Annotated in this window: 21 protein-coding genes; 12 read left to right on the forward strand and 9 right to left on the reverse strand. The window is 73.0% G+C overall.

The window, feature by feature from the left end; all coding sequences use genetic code 11:
* The first annotated feature begins 1 nt into the window (after position 1).
* From mqnE to AB0K80_RS17735, 6 genes are all read left to right on the forward strand, one after another.
* Positions 2–1,165, forward strand: a complete 1,164-nt coding sequence (gene mqnE / locus AB0K80_RS17710) for an aminofutalosine synthase MqnE (RefSeq protein WP_365670511.1) — start codon at positions 2–4, stop codon at positions 1,163–1,165.
* Positions 1,166–1,216: 51 nt separating this feature from the next.
* On the forward strand, positions 1,217–1,876 hold the full coding sequence (locus tag AB0K80_RS17715; protein WP_365670513.1) for a UdgX family uracil-DNA binding protein: 660 nt from the start codon (positions 1,217–1,219) through the stop codon (positions 1,874–1,876).
* 34 nt (positions 1,877–1,910) lie between these two features.
* Entirely contained in the window at positions 1,911–2,435 is a 525-nt protein-coding gene (locus tag AB0K80_RS17720; RefSeq protein ID WP_365670516.1) for a GNAT family N-acetyltransferase, read from the forward strand.
* A gap of 102 nt (positions 2,436–2,537) precedes the next feature.
* The gene (locus AB0K80_RS17725) at positions 2,538–2,837 is read left to right on the forward strand and encodes a DUF4229 domain-containing protein (RefSeq protein ID WP_365670519.1); all 300 of its coding nucleotides are present in this window, start codon (positions 2,538–2,540) and stop codon (positions 2,835–2,837) included.
* Positions 2,838–3,013: 176 nt separating this feature from the next.
* Entirely contained in the window at positions 3,014–4,327 is a 1,314-nt protein-coding gene (locus AB0K80_RS17730) for a dicarboxylate/amino acid:cation symporter (protein ID WP_365670522.1), read from the forward strand.
* A gap of 41 nt (positions 4,328–4,368) precedes the next feature.
* Positions 4,369–5,028 carry a TetR/AcrR family transcriptional regulator gene (locus AB0K80_RS17735; RefSeq protein ID WP_365670524.1) on the forward strand — a complete coding sequence of 220 codons (660 nt, stop codon included), beginning with the start codon at positions 4,369–4,371 and terminating at the stop codon, positions 5,026–5,028.
* A 140-nt stretch (positions 5,029–5,168) separates the two neighbouring features.
* Here AB0K80_RS17735 and AB0K80_RS17740 read toward each other — a convergent pair whose 3' ends face one another.
* Both AB0K80_RS17740 and AB0K80_RS17745 read right to left on the reverse strand, forming a co-directional pair.
* On the reverse strand, positions 5,169–6,011 hold the full coding sequence (locus AB0K80_RS17740) for a MaoC/PaaZ C-terminal domain-containing protein (RefSeq protein ID WP_365670526.1): 843 nt from the start codon (positions 6,009–6,011) through the stop codon (positions 5,169–5,171).
* Entirely contained in the window at positions 6,011–7,312 is a 1,302-nt protein-coding gene (locus AB0K80_RS17745; protein ID WP_365670528.1) for a 3-oxoacyl-ACP reductase, read from the reverse strand. The genes AB0K80_RS17740 and AB0K80_RS17745 overlap by 1 nt, the downstream gene beginning before the upstream one ends.
* A gap of 94 nt (positions 7,313–7,406) precedes the next feature.
* Here AB0K80_RS17745 and AB0K80_RS17750 point away from each other — a divergent pair, with 94 nt between their 5' ends.
* The 5 genes from AB0K80_RS17750 (at position 7,407) to AB0K80_RS17770 (ending at position 12,647) form a co-directional block, all read left to right on the forward strand.
* Complete coding sequence (locus AB0K80_RS17750) at positions 7,407–8,702, forward strand: acetyl-CoA C-acetyltransferase (RefSeq protein ID WP_365670530.1); 1,296 nt, start codon at positions 7,407–7,409, stop codon at positions 8,700–8,702.
* A 242-nt stretch (positions 8,703–8,944) separates the two neighbouring features.
* Positions 8,945–10,861, forward strand: a complete 1,917-nt coding sequence (locus AB0K80_RS17755; RefSeq protein ID WP_365670532.1) for a long-chain fatty acid--CoA ligase — start codon at positions 8,945–8,947, stop codon at positions 10,859–10,861.
* Positions 10,862–10,947: 86 nt separating this feature from the next.
* The gene (locus AB0K80_RS17760) at positions 10,948–11,463 is read left to right on the forward strand and encodes a YbaK/EbsC family protein (protein WP_365670534.1); all 516 of its coding nucleotides are present in this window, start codon (positions 10,948–10,950) and stop codon (positions 11,461–11,463) included.
* A complete protein-coding gene (locus AB0K80_RS17765; RefSeq protein ID WP_365670536.1) occupies positions 11,460–12,305 on the forward strand; it encodes a DMT family transporter in 846 nt (281 codons plus the stop codon). The genes AB0K80_RS17760 and AB0K80_RS17765 overlap by 4 nt, the downstream gene beginning before the upstream one ends.
* Positions 12,306–12,368: 63 nt before the next feature.
* A complete protein-coding gene (locus AB0K80_RS17770) occupies positions 12,369–12,647 on the forward strand; it encodes a DUF1876 domain-containing protein (RefSeq protein WP_365670538.1) in 279 nt (92 codons plus the stop codon).
* Positions 12,648–12,651: 4 nt separating this feature from the next.
* Here the strand turns inward: AB0K80_RS17770 and AB0K80_RS17775 are convergent, their stop codons facing one another.
* The 6 genes from AB0K80_RS17775 to AB0K80_RS17800 form a co-directional block, all read right to left on the reverse strand.
* Positions 12,652–13,821, reverse strand: a complete 1,170-nt coding sequence (locus AB0K80_RS17775) for a serine hydrolase domain-containing protein (RefSeq protein WP_365670540.1) — start codon at positions 13,819–13,821, stop codon at positions 12,652–12,654.
* A gap of 37 nt (positions 13,822–13,858) precedes the next feature.
* Positions 13,859–14,305 carry an organic hydroperoxide resistance protein gene (locus tag AB0K80_RS17780; RefSeq protein WP_365670829.1) on the reverse strand — a complete coding sequence of 149 codons (447 nt, stop codon included), beginning with the start codon at positions 14,303–14,305 and terminating at the stop codon, positions 13,859–13,861.
* Between the two features lie 129 nt (positions 14,306–14,434).
* Complete coding sequence (locus AB0K80_RS17785) at positions 14,435–14,902, reverse strand: MarR family transcriptional regulator (RefSeq protein ID WP_365670543.1); 468 nt, start codon at positions 14,900–14,902, stop codon at positions 14,435–14,437.
* Positions 14,899–15,660 carry an ABC transporter ATP-binding protein gene (locus AB0K80_RS17790; protein ID WP_365670545.1) on the reverse strand — a complete coding sequence of 254 codons (762 nt, stop codon included), beginning with the start codon at positions 15,658–15,660 and terminating at the stop codon, positions 14,899–14,901. The genes AB0K80_RS17785 and AB0K80_RS17790 overlap by 4 nt, the downstream gene beginning before the upstream one ends.
* Positions 15,648–16,409, reverse strand: a complete 762-nt coding sequence (cbiQ, locus tag AB0K80_RS17795; protein WP_365670546.1) for a cobalt ECF transporter T component CbiQ — start codon at positions 16,407–16,409, stop codon at positions 15,648–15,650. The genes AB0K80_RS17790 and cbiQ overlap by 13 nt, the downstream gene beginning before the upstream one ends.
* 1 nt (position 16,410) lies before the next feature.
* The gene (locus AB0K80_RS17800) at positions 16,411–17,457 is read right to left on the reverse strand and encodes an energy-coupling factor ABC transporter permease (RefSeq protein WP_365670548.1); all 1,047 of its coding nucleotides are present in this window, start codon (positions 17,455–17,457) and stop codon (positions 16,411–16,413) included.
* A gap of 181 nt (positions 17,458–17,638) precedes the next feature.
* On the opposite strand from AB0K80_RS17800, the gene AB0K80_RS17805 reads away from it, so the two are divergent.
* A complete protein-coding gene (locus tag AB0K80_RS17805; RefSeq protein ID WP_365670550.1) occupies positions 17,639–18,001 on the forward strand; it encodes an SsgA family sporulation/cell division regulator in 363 nt (120 codons plus the stop codon).
* An 11-nt stretch (positions 18,002–18,012) separates the two neighbouring features.
* On the opposite strand, the gene AB0K80_RS17810 is transcribed toward AB0K80_RS17805, so the two are convergent.
* Entirely contained in the window at positions 18,013–19,689 is a 1,677-nt protein-coding gene (locus AB0K80_RS17810; protein WP_365670552.1) for a penicillin-binding transpeptidase domain-containing protein, read from the reverse strand.
* Between the last annotated feature and the right edge of the window lie 94 nt (positions 19,690–19,783).

Consider the following 19,783-nt stretch of genomic DNA (forward strand, 5'->3'; position numbering starts at 1 on the left):
CATGGACGTCGGGCTCAAGCGCGAGCTGGAGGAGAAGGTCCGCTCCGGTGAGCGGCTGACCCGCGAGGACGGCATCGCGCTGTACGAGTCGGACGACCTGGCCTGGCTCGGCGGACTCGCCCACGAGGTGCGCACCCGCAAGAACGGCGACGTCGTGCACTTCAACGTCAACCGGCACCTCAACATGACCAACGTGTGCACGGCCTCCTGCGCGTACTGCTCCTTCCAGCGCAAGCCGGGGGAGAAGGACGCGTACACGATGCGCATCGAGGAGGCCGTGAAGCTCGCCAAGGCGATGGAGTCGGAGAACCTCACCGAGCTGCACATCGTCAACGGCCTGCACCCCAACCTGCCGTGGCGCTACTACCCGCGCTCGCTGCGGGAACTGAAGAAGGCCCTGCCGCACGTCTCCCTGAAGGCGTTCACCGCCACCGAGATCCACCACTTCGAGACGATCTCGGGCCTGAGCGCCGGCGAGATCCTGGACGAGCTGATCGACGCCGGCCTGGAGTCGCTCACCGGCGGCGGCGCGGAGATCTTCGACTGGGAGGTCCGGCAGCACATCGTCGACCACCGCACCCACTGGGAGGACTGGTCGCGCATCCACCGCCTGGCGCACGAGAAGGGCCTGAAGACCCCGTGCACCATGCTGTACGGGCACATCGAGGAGCCCCGCCACCGCGTCGACCACGTGCTGCGGCTGCGCGAACTGCAGGACGAGACCGGCGGGTTCCAGGTCTTCATCCCGCTGCGCTACCAGCACGACTTCGTCGACATGAAGGACGGCAAGGTCCGCAACCGGCTCCAGGCCCGGACGCAGATGGCGACCGGCGCGGAGGCCCTGAAGACCTTCGCGGTCTCCCGGCTGCTGTTCGACAACGTCCCCCACGTCAAGGTCTTCTGGGTGATGCACGGCATCAACACCGCCCAGCTGGCCCTGCAGTTCGGCGCGGACGACATGGACGGCTCGGTCGTCGAGTACAAGATCACCCATGACGCGGACAACTTCGGCACCCCGAACAAGCTGACCCGCGAGGACCTCCTGGAGCTGATCAGGGACGCGGGCTTCCGCCCGGTGGAACGCAACACGCGGTACGAGATCATCCGCGAGTACGAGGGCCCGGACCCGGCCCGGCGCGAGGCGCCGCAGCCGATGCGGGTGTGAGGCCGGCCCGGCCCGTCGTTCGCCGCCCGCGACCCGGGGTACCCGGCAGCCATGCCCGGCACGAAGGCTCCCGAGGACGCGTACACCGCCGAGCCCTTCCTCCCCGCCGGGGCGGGGCTCGACGAGCTGCGTGCGGCAGCTGCCGCCTGTCGCGGCTGCCCCCTGCACCGCGACGCCACCCAGACGGTCTTCGGCACCGGCCACCCGCACGCGCGCGTCATGCTCGTCGGCGAGCAGCCCGGCGACCAGGAGGACCGCCAGGGCCGGCCCTTCGTGGGCCCGGCCGGGAAGCTGCTGGACCGGGCGCTGGCCGAGGCCGGCATCGACCCCGGCGAGGCGTACGTGACCAACGCCGTCAAGCACTTCAAGTTCACTCGGGCCGAGCCCCGCAAGCGCCGTATCCACAAGGCCCCCAGCCTGCGTGAGATGACGGCGTGCGGGCCCTGGCTGGCCGCCGAGCTGGCGCTCGTGGAGCCGGAGCTGATCGTGGTCCTGGGCGCGACGGCCGGCAAGGCCCTGCTCGGTTCGGCGTTCCGGGTGGGGGAGGTGCGCGGGGCGGTGCTGGAGCGGGAGATCCACGGCCGGCCGGAGAAGCTGGTGGCGACCGTGCATCCGTCCTCCGTGCTGCGGGCGCGGGACGACCGGGAGCGGCAGGCGGCGTACGAGGGACTGGTGGCGGACCTGAGGGTGGCGGCACGGGAACTGGCGTAGGCGCGGGAACGGTCGTCGCAGATACGATCCCGGCGTGCCTCTTACGTTCACCCTCGATCCGCCCGTCACCCCCGAGCTCCGTGACGGGCTCCTCGATCTGTGGACCGACGTGTCCAACGCGGGCGGCGCCGTGGGATTCGTGCCGCCGGTGACCCGGGAGAGGATCCGGCCGGAGCTCGTGAAGCACTTCACGGCGATGGCGGAGGGCCGGTCCCGGCTGCTCGTCGGGCACGACGAGGAGGGCGGGGTCGCCGCCACCGCGTTCCTCACCTTCAACACCCACCGGCTGATGACGCACTGGCTGTGGCTGTACACGGTGATGGTGCACCCCCGTCACCAGGGCCGGGGCTACGGCCGTGACCTGCTGGCGGCCGCCGCGGACGCCGCCCGGTCGTGCGAGGGCATCGAGGCGATCCGGCTGACCTGCCGGGGCGGCCTGGGACTGGAGCGTTTCTACGCCTCCTGCGGCTACAAGGAGGTCGGGCGCGTGCCCGGCGCGATCCGGGTCGCCCCGGGCGACGACCGGGACGACGTGATCATGCTGCTGGAACTGCACTGAGCCGCGTACCCACCCCCCTGCGAGACCGGCGGCCCGGCGTGCTTCACTGGACGGTGCCCCTTTGGGACGTTCCGGCCGATAGATACGGAAGAGTGGGTTGAGATGCTCCGCTACACGCTGATGCGCCTCGGGATCTTCGTGGGCTGCCTCGTGGTCGTCTGGGGCCTCGTCTACGCCGGAGTCTTCCCGCGCGGGCTCGGCTCGTCGAACGGCATGTGGATCATCCTGCTCTCCCTGGTGATCTCGGCCCCGATCAGCTTCGTGGCGCTGCGCGGGGAGCGCGACCGGGCCTCCGCGCAGATCGTGCAGCGCGTGGACCGGATGAAGGCCAACCTCGAGGCCAGCCGCAGCCAGGAGGACGGCGCCGACGACGCCGCCCGGGCTCAGGGGCAGACCTCGTAAGGCCCTCGGGTAAGGACCGCGTAAGGTCGGTCACATCTGTACGGCGCCCCGGTGTGCGGGGGGTTCTCAAACCCCTGCATACCGGGGCGATTTGCGTTTGTGGGGGTCATTTTCGGCCTCCGCCTCTCAAAGTAAGGCTTTGGGGGTCTCAAAGTTCAGGTGTTACGGTCGTTGAAATGAAGACAGCCCCGTCCCCCACGAAGCGTTTGAAGGTGCCCTTCTGGGCCCAGATCCTCCTCGGCCTCGCCCTGGGCGTGGTCCTCGGCTGGGTCGCCCGCAGCCTGGACGTGTCCTGGCTCGTGACGACCCTGGAAAAGATCGGTGACACCTTCGTCGGCCTGCTCAAGCTCGCCGTCGCCCCGCTCGTCTTCTTCGCGATCCTGGTCTCGATCACCAACCTGCGGAAGGTCAACAACGCGGCCCGCCTGGCCTCCCGCACCCTGCTCTGGTTCATGATCACCTCGCTGATCGCGGTCAGCATCGGCCTGGTGATCGGCCTGCTCACCAACCCGGGCGCCGGCACGGGCCTCACGCCCAAGGACGGCAAGCTGCCCGAGAAGACCGGCTCCTGGCTCGACTTCCTGACCGGCATCATCCCCACCGACGTCATCACGCCGTTCACCGAGCTGAACGTGCTGCAGATCGTCTTCATGGCCGCCGTCGCCGGTATCGCCGCGCTCCAGCTCGGCGAGAAGGCCCAGCCGATCCTCACCCTCAGCGAGTCCGTGCTGGAGCTGCTCCAGAAGGCGCTGTGGTGGGTCATCCGGCTCGCCCCGCTCGGCACCGTCGGCCTCATCGGCTACGCCATCGCCACCTACGGCTGGGACCTGATCGGCAAGTACGCCACCTTCACCGCCGACATCTACGTCGGCTGCCTGATCGTGCTGTTCGGCGTCTACCCGCTGCTGCTCGGCACCGTCGCCAAGGCCAACCCGGTGCAGTTCTTCAAGGGCGCCTGGCCCGCGATCCAGCTGGCCTTCGTCTCCCGGTCGTCGGTGGGCACCATGCCGCTGACCCAGAAGGTCACCGAGCGGCTCGGTGTGCCGCGCGAGTACGCCTCCTTCGCGGTGCCGTTCGGCGCCACCACCAAGATGGACGGCTGCGCCGCCGTCTACCCCGCCATCGCCGCGATCTTCGTCGCCCAGATCTTCGGCATCCAGCTCGGCGTCGGCGACTACCTGCTGATCGCGTTCGTGTCGGTGGTCGGCTCCGCCGCCACGGCCGGCCTGACCGGGGCGACCGTCATGCTGACGCTCACCCTGTCCACGCTGGGCCTGCCCATGGAGGGCGTCGGCCTGCTGCTCGCCATCGACCCGATCCTGGACATGATCCGCACCGCGACCAACGTCGCCGGACAGGCCCTGGTGCCGGTCATCGTCTCGGCCCGCGAGAACCTGCTCGACCGGGACGCCTACGACAGCGTCCGCACCTCCCCGGTGGACGAGCCCGAGCCGTCGGACGAGCGGCGTCCGGTGACGGCCACGGCCTGAGCCGGACCTGACCGGCTGCCCCGGACCGTACGCTGATACGCATGGGTGCCGTGAAGAGCAAGCGCATGCCGCGTGCGGTCCGTGAGCAGCAGATGCTGGACGCCGCCGTACGGACCTTCGGGCAGCGCGGGTACATGGCCGCGTCGATGGACGAGATCGCCGAACTCGCCGGTGTCTCCAAGCCGTTGGTGTACCTGTACCTGAACTCCAAGGAGGACCTCTTCACGGCCTGCATCCGCCGGGAGGCCGCCGCCCTGACGGCGGCGGTCCGCGCCGGGGCGCGCCCCGGCCTGGCGGCCGACCGTCAACTCTGGGAAGGACTGCGGGCGTTCTTCCAGCACACCGCCCAGCACCCCGACGGCTGGGCGGTGCTGCATCTCCAGGCCCGCACGCACGGCGAGCCGTTCGCGGCCGAGGTCACCGCGATGCGCGAGGAGATCGTCGCGTTCGTGACCCAGCTGATCCTCGCCGCCGCACGGGAAGCCCACCACGACCCCGACCTGCCCGAACGGGAGGTCGCCGGCCTCGCCGAGGCCCTGGTGGGCGCCGCCGAGTCCCTCGCCGCCTGGGCGAACGCCACCCCGGGCGTCACCGCCCGGCAGGCGGCGGCCACCCTGATGAACTTCGCCTGGGCGGGCCTGGGGGACCTGATGGCAGGGCGGCCGTGGTCCCCGCCGGAGGAGCGGGAGCAGCCGGCGTAGCCGACGGGCGCCGGCGGGCGGCGTGCAGTTCGCGCACGGTGGGGCTCGGCGGTGGATCTGACCGGGGTCAGCCCTGGCGGCCGGTCTCGCGGGGGGCCTGGAGCCCGCCTCGGGCGGCGGCGTTCGCCCGGGCGAACCGGTCACCCGGACTGGATCTCGCCCGTCAGGTGCAGTCGGTCGTCTCGGCCGCGCAGTTCGAACCTGCCGCCCTCCGCCGCGTACGTCACCGTCCCCGGCAGCAGCACCGGTGCCCGGAAGTCCGCCCGGACCGCGGCCGTGTCCGGGGTGCCGTGGGCGGCCAGGCAGCGGGCCACCGTCCACATGCCGTGGGCGATCGCCCGGGGGAAGCCGAACAGCCGGGCGGTGAGCGGGTGGAGGTGGATGGGGTTGCGGTCTCCGGAGGCGGCGGCGTACCGGCGCCCGACGTCCGCGCCGAGGCGCCACTCGGCGACGGCCGGCAGGGGCTTGGGGGGCTCCGCCGCGGGTCTGTCCGCGGTGGGCCGGTGGTGGGTGCGGTGGCGGGCCAGGTAGGTGCTGCGCGACTCCCACACGACCTCGCCGCCGTACCGGAGTTCGGTGCGCACCGCGGCCTCGGTGCCGCGCCGGTGCGGCGCCAGCCCCTCCACCCGCACGGCGACGTCGTACGCCGCGCCGACCGGCAGCGCCCGGTGCCGGGTCAGCGAGAGCGAGGTGTGGACCAGGCCCAGCAACGGCAGCGGGAAGTCCCGGCCGCTCATCAGCCGCATGGCCAGCGGGAAGCCCAGCACGTGCGGATACGTCACCGGCAGGGTGTCCGCGCCGGTCGGGAAGCCGCACACCCGCTCGTACGCCGCCAGCCGCGCCAGGTCGGCGCGCAGGTCGGGCAGCACCAGTTCGGTGCGCGGGAACTGCGCGTCCGGGCCCGGCCGTTTGAAGGGGGACAGCAGGGCGCCGCGGGCGAGCAGCGGCGGGAGGGAGGGGGCCTTGGTCAGCGTGACGGACACTACGCCCCCAGCAGGCTCTGGCCGCAGACCCGGACGACCTGCCCGTTGACCGCGCCCGAGGCCGGGTGCGCGAGCCAGGCGTGGGTCTCGGCGACGTCGACGGGCAGCCCGCCCTGGGCGAGGGAGTTCATCCGGCGGCCCGCCTCGCGGATGACCAGCGGGATGGCGGCGGTCATCTTCGTCTCGATGAAGCCCGGCGCGACCGCGTTGACCGTGACCCGGTGCTCGGCGAGGGCGCGCGGCGCGAGGGAGCGGACCAGGCCGATGACGCCCGCCTTGCTCGCCCCGTAGTTGGTCTGGCCGGTGTTGCCCGCGATCCCCGCGATGGAGGCGGTGGCCACGACCCGGCCGCCGGGCCGCAGGACGCCCTTGCCGAGCAGCGCGTCGGTGGTGCGCAGCACGCTCGCCAGGTTGACGTCGAGGACGGAGCCGAAGCGGTCGGCGGACATGTTGACCAGGCGCCGGTCGCGGATGATGCCCGCGTTGTGGATGAGGATGTCCAGGCCGTCCGGCAGGGCCGCGGCGATCTGCTCGCCCGCGTCGCCGGAGGTGATGTCGCAGGTGAGCGCGGTGCCGCCGAGGCGTTCGGCGACGCGCCGGGCGTCCTGTTCGGCCTGCGGCACGTCGAGGACGACGACCGTGGCGCCGTCGCGGGCCAGGGTCTCGGCGACCGCCTCGCCGATGCCGCGCGCGGCGCCGGTGACCAGGGCGGTGCGGCCGGCCAGGGGGCGCTCCCAGTCGGCGGGTGCCTGCACCTGCCCGGTGCCGACCTCGATGACCTGGCCGCTGACGTAGGCCGACTTGGGGGACAGCAGGAAGCGCAGGGTGGACTCGGCGGCGGCGGCGTCGGTGAGGCGCAGGAGGTTCACGGTCCTGCCCCGGCCGATCTCCTTGCCCAGGGAGCGGGTGAAGCCCTCCAAAGCCTGCTGGGCGGCGGCCTGGTGGTGGTCGGCCGCATCGAGCGGGGCGCCGAGCACGAGCACGCGTCCGCTGGTGGCGATCGACCGTACGACCGGGTGCAGCGCCGCGTGCACCTCGGCCAGGTCCTCGACGCCGCGTACCCCGGTGGCGTCCAGGACCACGGCGGCCGGGCGGCCCGCGTCGGCCCCCAGCCCCGTACGGGCGAGGACGGGCGCCAGGTCGAGGGCCGAGCTGCCCGCCGTGAGGTGCAGCAGGCCGCCGTCGAGGACCGGCCGCTGCGGTGACCAGCGCCGCAGCGCCGCCGGCTGGGGCAGGCCGAGGCGGCGGGTGAGGAAGCGGCCGGGCGCGGTGCCGGTGAAGCTCAGATAGCGGTCGGCCATGGGGTACTCCCAGCTGCGAGGGCTCCGACAATTCCTTACTCTGGAGTAAGGTTACCGGAGGTAATGCTATGTCACGGGTGAGGAGCAGGTCGAGATGAGCCCCCAGCAGCCGCTCAGTCCGCCGCAGGCGCGGCGGGTCGCCGTCATCGGCGGCAGCCGCATCCCCTTCGCCCGCTCCGACGGGCCCTACGCCACCGCCTCCAACCAGGAGATGCTCACCGCCGCCCTCGACGGCCTCGTCGAGCGGCACGGGCTCCAGGAGCCGGGTGCGGTGGGCGAGTTCGTCGCCGGAGCGGTCCTCAAGCACGCCCGTGACTTCAACCTGGCCCGCGAGACGGTCCTCGGCTCGAAGCTGGACCCCCGCACACCCGCGTACGACATCCAGCAGGCCTGCGGCACCGGGCTGCAGGCCGTCATCGCCGCCGCCAACAAGATCGCCCTCGGGCAGACCGAGTCGGCGATCGCGGGCGGCTCCGACACCGCCAGCGACGCCCCGCTCGGCGTCAACGACCACCTGCGCCGGATCCTGCTGGAGGCCCGGCGGGCCACGTCGGCGGGCGCCCGGCTGAAGGCCCTGGCGAAGATCCGTCCCGGCCACCTGGTCCCCGACATCCCGCGCAACGCCGAGCCGCGCACCGGCCTGTCCATGGGCGAGCACGCCGCCGTCACCGCCCGGGCCTGGGGCATCGGCCGCCGGGCGCAGGACGAGCTGGCCGCCGCCAGCCACCAGCGGCTGGCGGCGGCGTACGAACGCGGCTTCTTCCAGGACCTGGTGGTCCCCTTCCGCGGCCTGGCCCGCGACCAGAACCTGCGCCCCGGCTCGACCGTGGAGAAACTCGCCACGCTCAAGCCGGTGTTCGGCCTGGACCAGCCCGAGCCGACCATGACCGCGGGCAACTCGACCCCGCTCACCGACGGCGCGGCGGTCGTGCTGCTGGCGAGCGAGGAGTGGGCGCGGGCCCGGGGCCTGGAGCCGCTGGCGTACCTGACGGCGTACGAGACGGCGGCCGTCGACTTCGTGCACGGCGATGTCGCGGACGGCGAGGACGGGCTGCTGATGGCCCCGGCGTACGCGGTCCCGCGCATGCTGGAGCGGGCGGGCCTCGGCCTGGACGACTTCGACCTGATCGAGATCCACGAGGCGTTCGCCTCCCAGGTGCTGGCCACCCTCGCCGCCTGGGAGAAGCGCGGGCTGCCGCCGGTGGACCGCGCCCGCCTCAACGTCGCCGGCTCCTCCCTCGCCACCGGGCACCCCTTCGCCGCGACCGGCGCCCGCATCGTGGCCACCCTGGCCAAGCTGCTGGCCGAACGGGACGCGCCCGGCCGGGGGCTGATCTCCGTCTGCGCGGCGGGCGGGCAGGGGGTGACGGCGGTCCTGGAGCGGGCGTGACGGTCACGCGGGGGTGAGCCGGGGGAGAACGTGAAGACCTCTCACCTGACCCCCGATATTGCACAGGCCTGGCTCCGGACCACCGTCGAACCCGCACAAACCCGCCACGTGGGGCCCGTACGATCCGGTTCCTACCGTGAGTAACCCCTTTCGGCGGGTTCCAGCCGTTGAGCGCATCGGCGTGCGAGGCACGTACGTCATGCAGCAAGCAGTTCTCCGCTGCACGCCCCAGGAGTCGCCCCGTGTCCACTGCGTATCCCTCCTCCGCCTTCGGTGACGTGTACGGCGGGCCCGTCCTCGTCGAGCCCGAGACCCGGCGGCTGGACGGGGTGGTGCGGGAGGCGTCCGTACCGCCCCTCGCGCAGCCGGTGCGGCACGGGTCGCTGGCCGACCTGCCGTTCGACAACGCGGCCGCGGCCCCGGGCGCGGTGGTCCTCAGCCGGAAGAACGCCGACGGGCGGTGGAGGGACGTGACGGCGGCCGGGTTCGCCGCCGAGGTGCTGGCCCTGGCCAAGGGCCTGATCGCCGAGGGCCTGGTGCCCGGCGACCGGGTCGCGGTGATGGCCCGCACGATCTACGAGTGGACGCTGCTGGACTTCGCCGCGTGGGCGGCGGGCCTGGTCACCGTCCCCATCTACCCCACCTCCTCCGTCTACCAGGCCCGCTGGATCCTCCAGGACTCCGGCGCGGTCGCCCTGGTCACCGAGACCGCCGCCCAGGCCGCCGCCCTCGGCCCCGAGCGGGAACGCCTGCCCGATCTGCGGTCCGTGTGGGTCGTCGAGAAGGGCCACGTGGCGCGGCTCGCGGAACTCGGCGCCCACGTCCCGGACGCGGAGGTGGAGGTCCGGCGCGGCATGCTCGCCCCGGACACCCTCGCCACCCTCATCTACACCTCCGGCACCACCGGCCGCCCCAAGGGCTGCGCCCTCACCCACGGCAACTTCTTCGCCGAGGTCGACAACGCCATCGAGCTCCTCTACCCGGTCTTCAGGTCCCGGACCAGCGAGGAGGCCTCGGTCCTGCTGTTCCTGCCCATGTCCCACGTCTTCGGCCGCATGGTGGCGATCGCCTGCGTCCGCGCCCGGGTCCGGCTGGGCCACGCGCCGAGCATCAAGGCCGACGACCTGCTGCCGGACCTGGCGAGCTTCCGGCCGACCTGCCTGCTGGCCATCCCGTACATGCTGGAGAAGGTGTTCAACACCGCCCGCGCGAAGGCCGAGGCGGGCGGCAGGGTGGCCGCCTTCGACCGGGCGGTGGCGGTGGCCCGCCGCTACGGCGAGGCCCTGGAGGCCCAGCAGACCGGCACCGGCTCCGGCCCGACCCGGGCGCTGAAGACGGCCCGCGCCTTCTACGACCCGCTGGTCTACCGGCGGATCCGCACCGCCATGGGCGGCCGGGTGAAGTACGCCATCTGCGGCGGCTCCCCGCTCGGCCGCCGGCTGGCCGCGTTCTACGCCGGCGCCGGCATCGAGATCTTCGAGGGGTACGGCTTGACGGAGACCACGGGCGCCGCCACCGTGACACCCCCGCTCAAGCCCCGGCTCGGCACGGTCGGCTGGCCGCTGCCCGGCACCCGGGTCCGGATCGCGGCCGACGGCGAGATCCTGGTGGCGGGCGACCACGTGCTGCGCGGCTACTGGGACCCGGCGGCGGGCGGGGTGGTCCCCGCGGCTCCCGACGGCTGGCTCGCCACCGGCGACCTCGGCGAGCTCGACGACGAGGGCTACCTGACGATCACGGGCCGCAAGAAGGAGATGCTGATCACCGCCGGCGGCAAGAGCGTCGCCCCGGCGCCCCTGGAGAACTGGCTGCGCTCCCACCCGCTGATCTCCCAGTGCATCGTGCTGGGCGACGGCCGCCCGTACGTCTCGGCGCTGATCACCCTCGACCCGGACGGCATCGCCCACTGGCGCCGCATGAACGGCAAGCACCCGGTGCCGCCCGGGCTGCTGCTGGACGACGAGGAGCTGCGGGCGGTGCTGCAACGCGCCGTCGACGAGGCCAACAAGCTGGTCTCCCGGCCCGAGTCGATCCGCCGCTTCGCCGTCCTGCCCGTCGACTTCACGGAGGCGGCGGGCCATCTGACCCCGTCGATGAAGCTGCGCCGCGAGGTGATCATGCGCGACTTCGCGGACGAGGTGGAGAAGCTGTACGCGTGACACGGCCGAGCGGCCGGCGTGGGCCTGGTCCGAGGCCCCCGTAACCCGGTCGCCTGCCCCCTGCACGCACCGCTACGGTGCCCTGCATGACGACGACAGCCGCCACCGACGCCGAGGGCCAGGGAGCCCACCCCCGCTTCGCGGATGCCCTGCGCGAGCTCGGACTGGAGGAACTTCTCCCGCGGGTCCGCCGCTTCCCCGAGGCCACCCGGACCGCCGCCGAGGCCGCCGCGGCCCTCGGGTGCGAGCTGGGCCAGATCTGCAAGTCGCTGATCTTCGCGGCGGACGGGGAGCCCGTGCTGGTCCTCATGGACGGGGCCTCCCGGGTCGACGTCGAGCGGGTCCGGCGCGAGCTCGGGGCGGAGCGGGTCACCCGGGCCAGGCCGGACGTCGTACGGGAGACGACCGGGTACGCCATCGGCGGCGTGCCGCCCTTCGGGCATGTGCGGCGCACCCGGGTGCTGGCGGACCGGGGGCTGCTCGCGCACGACACCGTGTGGGCGGCGGCCGGCACCCCGTACACCGTCTTCCCGATGGCACCGAAGGAACTGATCACGCACGCCGGCGGCACCCTCGTGGACGTGCGTGAGCGCTCCGCGTGACCCCGCTGGTCACGGCCGCCGTCCTGCTCGCCGCCGTCACGCACGCCGCGTGGAACGCCATCGCCCACAAGATCCCCGACAAGCTCGTCGGCTTCACGCTGATCTCCGGCGGCGGGCTGCTGATCGGGCTGGCCCTCGCGCCGTTCGTGGCGTTCCCGGCGGGGGAGGCCTGGCCGTACCTGCTCGCCTCGGCCGCCACCCACATCGTCTACTACGCGCTGCTGATGCGGTCCTTCCGGCTGGGCGACTTCGGGCAGGCCTACCCCATCGCCCGGGGCAGCGCGCCCCTGGTCGTCACGGTGCTCGCCGCCGTCTTCGCGCACGAGGTGCCCGACGGGTGGGGCGCCGCCGGGATCGCGGTGTCCTGCGCGGGGCTGACCGGCGTCGCCCTGTGGGGGCTGCGCGGGCACCGGCCGAACTGGGCGGCGATCGGCGCCGCCCTCGCCACCGGCCTGACCATCGCGGCCTACACCGTCGTCGACGGCCTGGGCGTACGCGCCTCCGGCTCCTCCCTCGGCTACATCGCCTGGCTGATGGCCGTCCAGGGCACGGTCGTGCCCGCCTATGCCGTCACGCGCCTGCGCGGGCGGACAGCGGCCGTGCTCCGCCCCCACCTGGGCCTCGGCCTCCCGGGCGCGGCCCTGTCGGTCATGGCGTACGCCCTGGTCCTGTGGGCGCAGACCCGGGCCGATCTCGCGCCCGTCGCCGCGCTGCGGGAGTCCTCGATCATCGTCGGCGCGGCGATCGGGGCGGTGTTCTTCAAGGAGCGCTTCGGTGCCCCGCGGATCGCGGCGGCGGCCCTGGTGGTCGCGGGGATCGGGCTGATGCTGCACGCCCATTAGCCGTGGGTGCGCGGGGCCATCCTCGGGAGCACCCTGGAACTAGGTGTTCCGGAGGTGATCGTCATGGCACTGCACACCGCTGTGGGATGGCATGTGGAGCTGGAGTTCCAGGAGGACGACCAGCACACGCGGGCGGTCGCGCTGGTGCGGCTGCCCGACGGCAGCGAGGTACGGGCCCGGGGGCACGCGACCCGGCACCGGACCGACTCCAACCAGCCGAGGGTCGGCGAGGAGATCGCCGGGGCCCGGGCGCTCAACGAGCTCGCCATGCAGCTGCTGACCAAGGCGCACGACGAGATCGACCAGGCGTCGGGGCGGACCTCGCACCCGATTCACATCTAGCGGGTCACATCCGGCCGGACAGAGCCTGCCGTACCGCCCGCACCAGCGCCTGCGCCCTCGGGTCCGCCGTCACCGTCCTGCGGAAGCCGTTGGTCACGTAGCCGAAGGCGATGCCCGACTCGGGGTCGGCGAAGCCGAGGGCACCGCCGCGTCCCGGGTGGCCGAAGGAACCGGGGGACAGCAGGGGGGAGGCGCTGCCGTGCAGCATGTAGCCGAGGCCGAAGCGGGTGCCCACGACCAGGACACGGTCCGGGCCCGCCGACTCCTCGGCCCGGGCCAGCCGCACCGTCTCGGGCGTGAACAGCGCCGGGGCGCCGTCGAGCCCATCGGTCAGCGCCGCGTAGAGGCGGGCCAGGGCGTCCGCCGTCGCGATGCCGTTGGCCGCGGGCAGGGCCGCCCTGCGGTACGCCGGGTCGTTCTGGTCGGGGAACGGGCTGATCGCGGCGAAGGCCCGGCGGGTCAGGGACGCGGGGTCCTGGTACGCCGCGGTGACCGAACGCTTGGGGCGCATCCGCACACCCCCGGCCGGCTCCGGCCCCTCGACCCGGCCGACCCGGCCCACGCGGTGCGCCTCGGTGTCCGGCAGCCCGAGCCACAGGTCCAGGCCGAGCGGGGCGGCGAGGTGCCGGGCGAGCCACGCTCCGGTGCCCTGCCCCGTCACGCGCCGGACCAGTTCGTCCAGCATCCAGCCGTACGTCAGCGCGTGGTAGCCGTGGTCGGTGCCCGGCTCCCACACGGGCGCCTGAGCGGCGACGGCCTCGGGGCCGCGCAGCGGGTCCAGCGCCTCCCGCGGGGTCAGCGGGCGGTCCAGGACCGGCACTCCGGCGCGGTGGTTCAGCACGTGCCGGACCAGCACGCGTTCCTTGCCCCGCGCCTTGAACTCCGGCCAGTAGTGCCCGACCGGCGCGTCGAGGTCGAGTTCGCCGCGCTGGTGCAGCAGCAGCAGGACGGCGGCGGCCACCCCCTTGGTCGCCGAGCGGACGACCTGGGCCGTGTCCCGCTGCCAGGGCGCGTCGCCGTCCACGTCCCGGGTGCCGCCCCACAGGTCGACGACCCGCCGCCCGTCCCGGTACACGGCGACGGCCGCGCCCCGCTCCCCGAGCGCCGTGAAGTTCCGTACGAACGCTTCCCTGACCGGCTCGAAGCCCTCGGCCACTGTGCCGTGCACTTCCACGTCCGTACTCCTCCTCGTCTCGCTGTCACGCTCCCTTTCACCCAAGCAGGATCGTGACGTCGATGTTCCCGCGGGTCGCGTTGGAGTAGGGGCAGACCTGGTGCGCCTCGTCCACCAGCCGGGCGGAGAGGTCCGCGTCCAGCACCGGCAGGGAGACGCTGAGGGCGACCGCGAGACCGTAGCCGCGGCTGCGGTTGGGGCCGATGCCGACCTTCGCGGCGACGGTGGAGCCGCTCAGGTCGTAGCCCGCGCGGTTGCCGACCATGATCAGCGCGTTGTGGAAGCAGGCGGCGTAGCCGGCCGCGAACAGCTGCTCCGGGTTGGTGCCGGCGCCGTCGCCGCCCAGCTGCGGGGGCATCGCGACCTTCAGGTCCAGCTGCCCGTCCTGGCTGGTCACATAGCCGTCCCGGCCGCCGTGCGCGGTGGCCTCGGCGACGTACATGATCTTCGTCGGACGTGTGTCGACGGCCGTGGTGTCGGTCATGGGTGCCCCGGTCACGATGGCCCTCCCCCGGGAAAAAGAGCGCGCGAGTACATTGCGCACAAGGTACTGGCCGGTAACCAGCCGGTCGCGCCCAGGGGGATGCAACCGCGGGTAACCGGAGGGGGCAGGTCAGCGGGCCCGGTCCGCCGCCGACTCGGCGTGGTCCGCCAGCCGCCACAGCTCCTCGCGCAACCGCGCGAGCCGCGCCCGGTCGAGCCCCGTCGCCGCCAGCAGGGCGTCCGGCACGCACGCCGCGCGCTCGCGCAGTTCCGCGCCGCGCGCCGTGACCGCGACGAGCACCGACCGCTCGTCGCGCGCCGACCGCTCCCGCCGCACCAGCCCGGCCGCCGCCAGCCGCTTCAGCAGCGGCGAGACCGTGCCGTAGTCGAGCCGCAGCGCCCCGGCCAGCTCCTTCACGGTGGTCTGGCCGCGCTCCCACAGCACGAGCAGCACCAGGTACTGCGGGTAGGTGAGGCCGAGGTCGTCAAGGAGCGGCCGGTACGCGGCCGTCACCGCGCGCTGGGCCGCGTACAGCGCGAAGCACAGCTGGTCGTCCAGGACCGGCGGCCCCGCAAGGCCGGTCTCCTCGTTCGTCACGCGCCCATTGTCACGGACCGCGGGTCGAACCCGAAGGGCAGCTCCAGCCGGTGGGCGCGCATCAGCTCCTCGTCGGCCAGCAGCTCGGCCGTGGGGCCGTCCGCCGCGATCACGCCGTCGCTCAGGATCAGCGAGCGCGGGCACAGCTCCAGCGCGTAGGGCAGGTCGTGCGTGACCATGAGCACGGTCACGTCCAGCGAGCGCAGGATGTCGGCCAGCTCGCGGCGCGAGGCCGGGTCGAGGTTGGAGGACGGCTCGTCCAGGACCAGGATCTCCGGCTCCATCGCCAGCACGGTCGCCACCGCCACCCGGCGGCGCTGCCCGAAGGACAGGTGGTGCGGGGGCCGGTCCTTGAACCCCGCCATGCCGACCCGCTCCAGCGCCCGGTCGACCCGCTCCTCCAGTTCGTCGCCCTTGAGCCCGGCCGCCGCCGGGCCGAAGGCCACGTCCTCCCGGACGGTCGGCATGAACAGCTGGTCGTCGGGGTCCTGGAAGACGATGCCGACCCTGCGCCGGATCTCCGCCATGTGCTGCCGGCCGACCGGCAGCCCGGCGACCCGCACCGAGCCCGCGCCGCCGGTCAGGATGCCGTTGAGGTGCAGCACCAGGGTCGTCTTGCCGGCGCCGTTCGGCCCGAGCAGCGCGACCCGCTCACCGCGCCCGATGGTGAAGTCCACACCGAACAGGGCCTGGTGCCCGTCCGGGTACGCGAAGGCCAGCCCGGCCACTTCCAGCGAAGGTGTCGTCACAGCGCCCATCCCACCACGCACACGACCAGGGCGGCGAACGGCAGCGCGAGGGCGTACGACCACTGCGCCCGGGACGCGGTCACCTCGTCGATCACCGGCATGGAACCGGCGTACCCGCGGCTGACCATGGCCAGGTGGACCCGCTCGCCGCGCTCGTAGGAGCGGATGAACAGCGCGCCCGCCGACTTGGCCAGCACGCCCCAGTGCCGCACTCCGCGCGCCTCGAAGCCGCGCGACTCCCGGGCCACGCGCATCCGCCGCATCTCGTCGGTGATCACATCGCCGTACCGGATCATGAAGGAGGCGATCTGGACCAGCAGCGGCGGCAGCTTCAGCCGCTGGAGCCCGAGGAGGATCTCCCGCAGCTCGGTGGTGGCGGCCAGCAGCACGGACGCGGCGACGCCGAGCGTGCCCTTGGCGAGCACGTTCCAGGCGCCCCACAGGCCGCTGACGCTCAGGGACATCCCCAGCACCTCGACCCGCTCGCCCTCCGCCACGAACGGCATCAGCACCGCGAACGCCACGAACGGCACCTCGATCAGCAGCCGCTTCAGCAGGAAACCGGCCGGCACGCGCGCCACGGACGCCACCGCACCGAGCAGCACGGCGTACAGGGCGAAGGCCCACATCGCCTCGCGCGGGGTGGACACCACCACGACCACGAAGGCGAAGACCGCGGCCAGTTTGGTGTGCGGCGGCAGCCCGTGCACGGGTGAGTGCCCGTGCCGGTACAGCCGGTGCGCGTGCCCCGCCCCCATGTCAGACCCCCGTGTTCACGGGGCTCGTGTCGCCCGTACGGCGCCGCCGCACCGCCCAGAACACCGTGCTGCCCGCGACGACCGTGACGCCCACCCCGATGACACCCGCCAGCCCCCCGGACAGGCGGGCGTCCTCGACGTCCCGGACGCCGTAGTCGGCGAGCGGGGAGTCGGCGATCGCGTGGTCCTCGGCCTTCTTGTCGATGCCGTGGTCGGCGGCGACCTTCTCCAGGCCGTCGGGGCTGGAGGAGGCGTAGAAGCTGACGAACCCGGCGAGCACCAGGGAGGTGACCAGACCCGCGATCCACACCCCGCGGTGCGAGGCCCGGGCGGCGACGGGCACGGGCTCGGCGTCCGGCGCGTCGACCAGCTCGCCGCCGACCCGCAGCTTCAGCTTCTGCCGCAGGTCACGCGCCCCGTACACCAGGTCCGGGCGGACGGCCACGACCGCGCCCACGGTCAGCGCGGTGATCACGGCCTCGCCGATGCCGATCAGCACGTGCACGCCCACCATGGCGGTGGCGACCTTGCCGATCGCCACGTCGGTCGTGCCGCCGATCGCGTAGATCAGGGTGAAGACCAGCGCGGAGGCCGGCACAGAGACGAGCGCGGCGACGAAGGTCGCGGCGGTCACCGAGCGGCGGGTGCGCGGCAGCACCTTCACCAGGCCGCGGAAGACGGCGTACGCCACCACCGTCGTGACGACCGCCATGTCGGTGATGTTCACCCCCAGCGCGGTCAGGCCGCCGTCCGCGAACAGCACGCCCTGCATGAGCAGCACCACGGACACGCACAGGACCCCGGTGTACGGCCCCACGAGGATCGCCGCCAGCGCCCCGCCCAGCAGATGGCCGCTGGTGCCGGCCGCCACCGGGAAGTTCAGCATCTGCACCGCGAAGATGAACGCCGCGACCAGGCCCGCCAGCGGCGCCGTGCGCTCGTCGAGTTCCCGCCGCGCGCCGCGCAGGCTCACCGCGACGGCGCCCGCGGCGATCAGGCCGGTGGCGGCGGAGGTGGGGGCGTCGATGAATCCGTCTGGTACATGCACCGTTCGATGATAGTGGCTAGATGCGAACGGTTTGCAAGAGCGAGATTCTCGTGCATCACGGCTGTCATCTCGGCTGTGATATGTCCGGCACCGGAGGGCGCGTTCCGGAAAATATGCGACATTGGAGAGGGGGTGGACGTACAGCTTTCGCACAGGTAGCGCACCGTAAGGGGCCCAGCCGATGTCCGTAGTCGAACAGTACGCACGCGCCCACATCGTCACGGACGCGGACGTCCGGGTGCAGGACGAGCTGGACGCCGTACCGGTGAGACTGCGCTACGACCCCGAGAAGGACCCCCGGTCGGTCGGGGTGGGGCTGCCCGGCGCCGGGCGCGAGTGGACCTTCTCGCGGGAGCTGCTGGAACAGGGCCTGCGGGCGCCCGCCGAGAGCGGGGACGTACGGGTGTGGCCCTGCGGGCGCGTGCAGGCGGTCGTGGAGTTCCACTCCCCGCAGGGCGTGTCGGTCGTGCAGTTCGAGACCAAGGCGCTGCAGCGGTTCCTGCGGCGGACGTACACGGCCGCCGCGGAACCCGTGACCGGTTGAGCCTTCCTCCGTCAGCCGCCCGTCTTCAGCAGGGCCGCCACGATCGGACCGGCCGTGTCGCCGCCGTGGCCGCCCGCCTGGACCACACCGGCCGCGGCGAGGTCGCCCCGGTAGGCGGTGAACCAGCCGTTCGGCTTCTTCTGCCCGTCGACCTCGGCGGAGCCGGTCTTCGCGCCGACGTCACCGCTCACCCCGGCCATCGCCTCGGCCGCCGTGCCGTACGCGGCCGTGTAGGACATCAGCTCGCGCAGCTGGGACAGGGTGGTCGCGGACAGCGTGCGGGAGGCCGTCGCGAGCGTGCGCCCGTCCACCTTCGGCGACACCAGGTACGGCTGGTGGAAGACCCCGGCCCGCACGGTCGCCGCCACCGACGCCATGTTCAGCGGGTTCATCCGCACCCCGCCCTGGCCGATGAGCGAGGCCGCCATCGGCGCCGCCGACTGCACCGGCACCGCGCCGTCGAAGGACGGCACCCCGACCGACCAGTTGTTCCCGCCCAGGCCGAAGACCTGACGGGCCTGCTTGGTCAGGTCGTCGTTCCTCAGCTTCGGGGCCTGGCTGATGAAGGCCGTGTTGCAGGAGCGGGCGAAGCTCGCCTTGAAGGTGCCGCCCTTGATCTGGAACTTGTCGTCGTTCTGGAATTTCCAGCCGCCGTAGCTGAAGTACTTCGGGCACGGGTGCGGCTTGTCCGCGGAGGCCAGGCCCTTGTCGATGAGCAGCGAGGAGGTGATGACCTTCATCGTGGAGCCGGGCGCGAGGGAGCCCTGGAAGGCGGTGTTGAAGCCCTTGGAGGAGTTCGCCACGGCCAGGATCTCGCCGGTCGAGGGGCGCAGGGCGACCACCGAGGCCCGGGCCCGCTGGGCCACCTGCCGCTCGGCGGCGGCCTGGAGGGTGGGGTCGAGGGTGGTCTTGACGGTGCCGGGCGTGCCCTGGCTCAGCTCCAGCAGGGTCTTGTCGGAGAGCTTGCGGGCGGCGGCCGCCTTGCCGCGCACCACACGCAGCTCGATGCCCGCCCTGCCGCCGGCGCTCTTGCCGTACTTCTCGCGCAGCCCGTCCAGCACCGGGCCGAGCGAGGGGTACCTCGCGGTGGTCAGCTCGCCGCCGTCCCGGTCCAGGGCCTTGACCGGGGGTGTGCCCGCCTCACCGGTGACCAGCTTGTCGCCGTCCGTCAGGTCCGGGTGGACGACGAAGGCGTGCCAGTCGACCAGCGGCTTGCCGTCACTCGGACGGCGGACCACGGTCAGCGCGCTGTCGTAGGCGAGCGGCTTGCTCACCTTCCGGTAGGACACCGTGCCCTTGACCGAGAAGGGCACCTTGTCGCCGGTGCGGGTGCCCGGGGTGAGGGTGACGTCCTTGACGTGGGCGTCCTTGGTGTAGCCGGTGAGCAGCGCCTTGGCGGCGGCCGGGTCGTCGGTGGCCGCGGCGGCCTTCCCGGCCTGCCCGGACTGCCAGGCGGTGAGGAAGGCGCGGGCGGCGCCCATGACCTCGGCCGCGGACAGCGGCCCCGTCTTGACCTTCGGTTTCTGGTCGACGGCCGCGGAGTGCGGCCCGTTCTCGGCGGCGGCCCCGCCGCCGAGAAGCGCGTAACCGACGACACCGGCGCCGCCGACGACCACGGCGATCATCCCGCCGATCACGGCGGGTCTGGTCTTCCGTCGCTCACCGGCGACGCGCCTTCTGTTGCCCACGGCTTTTTCCGTTCCTCCGCGACTTCCCCAGGGTCCCCGTAGCCCTCCAACGACGGCCACCACCCTAGAGTCCCGACCTGGTCGGGTGACGGGG

The sequence above is a fragment of the Streptomyces sp. NPDC052682 genome (assembly GCF_040678435.1).
In the GTDB taxonomy this organism is placed as follows: domain Bacteria; phylum Actinomycetota; class Actinomycetes; order Streptomycetales; family Streptomycetaceae; genus Streptomyces.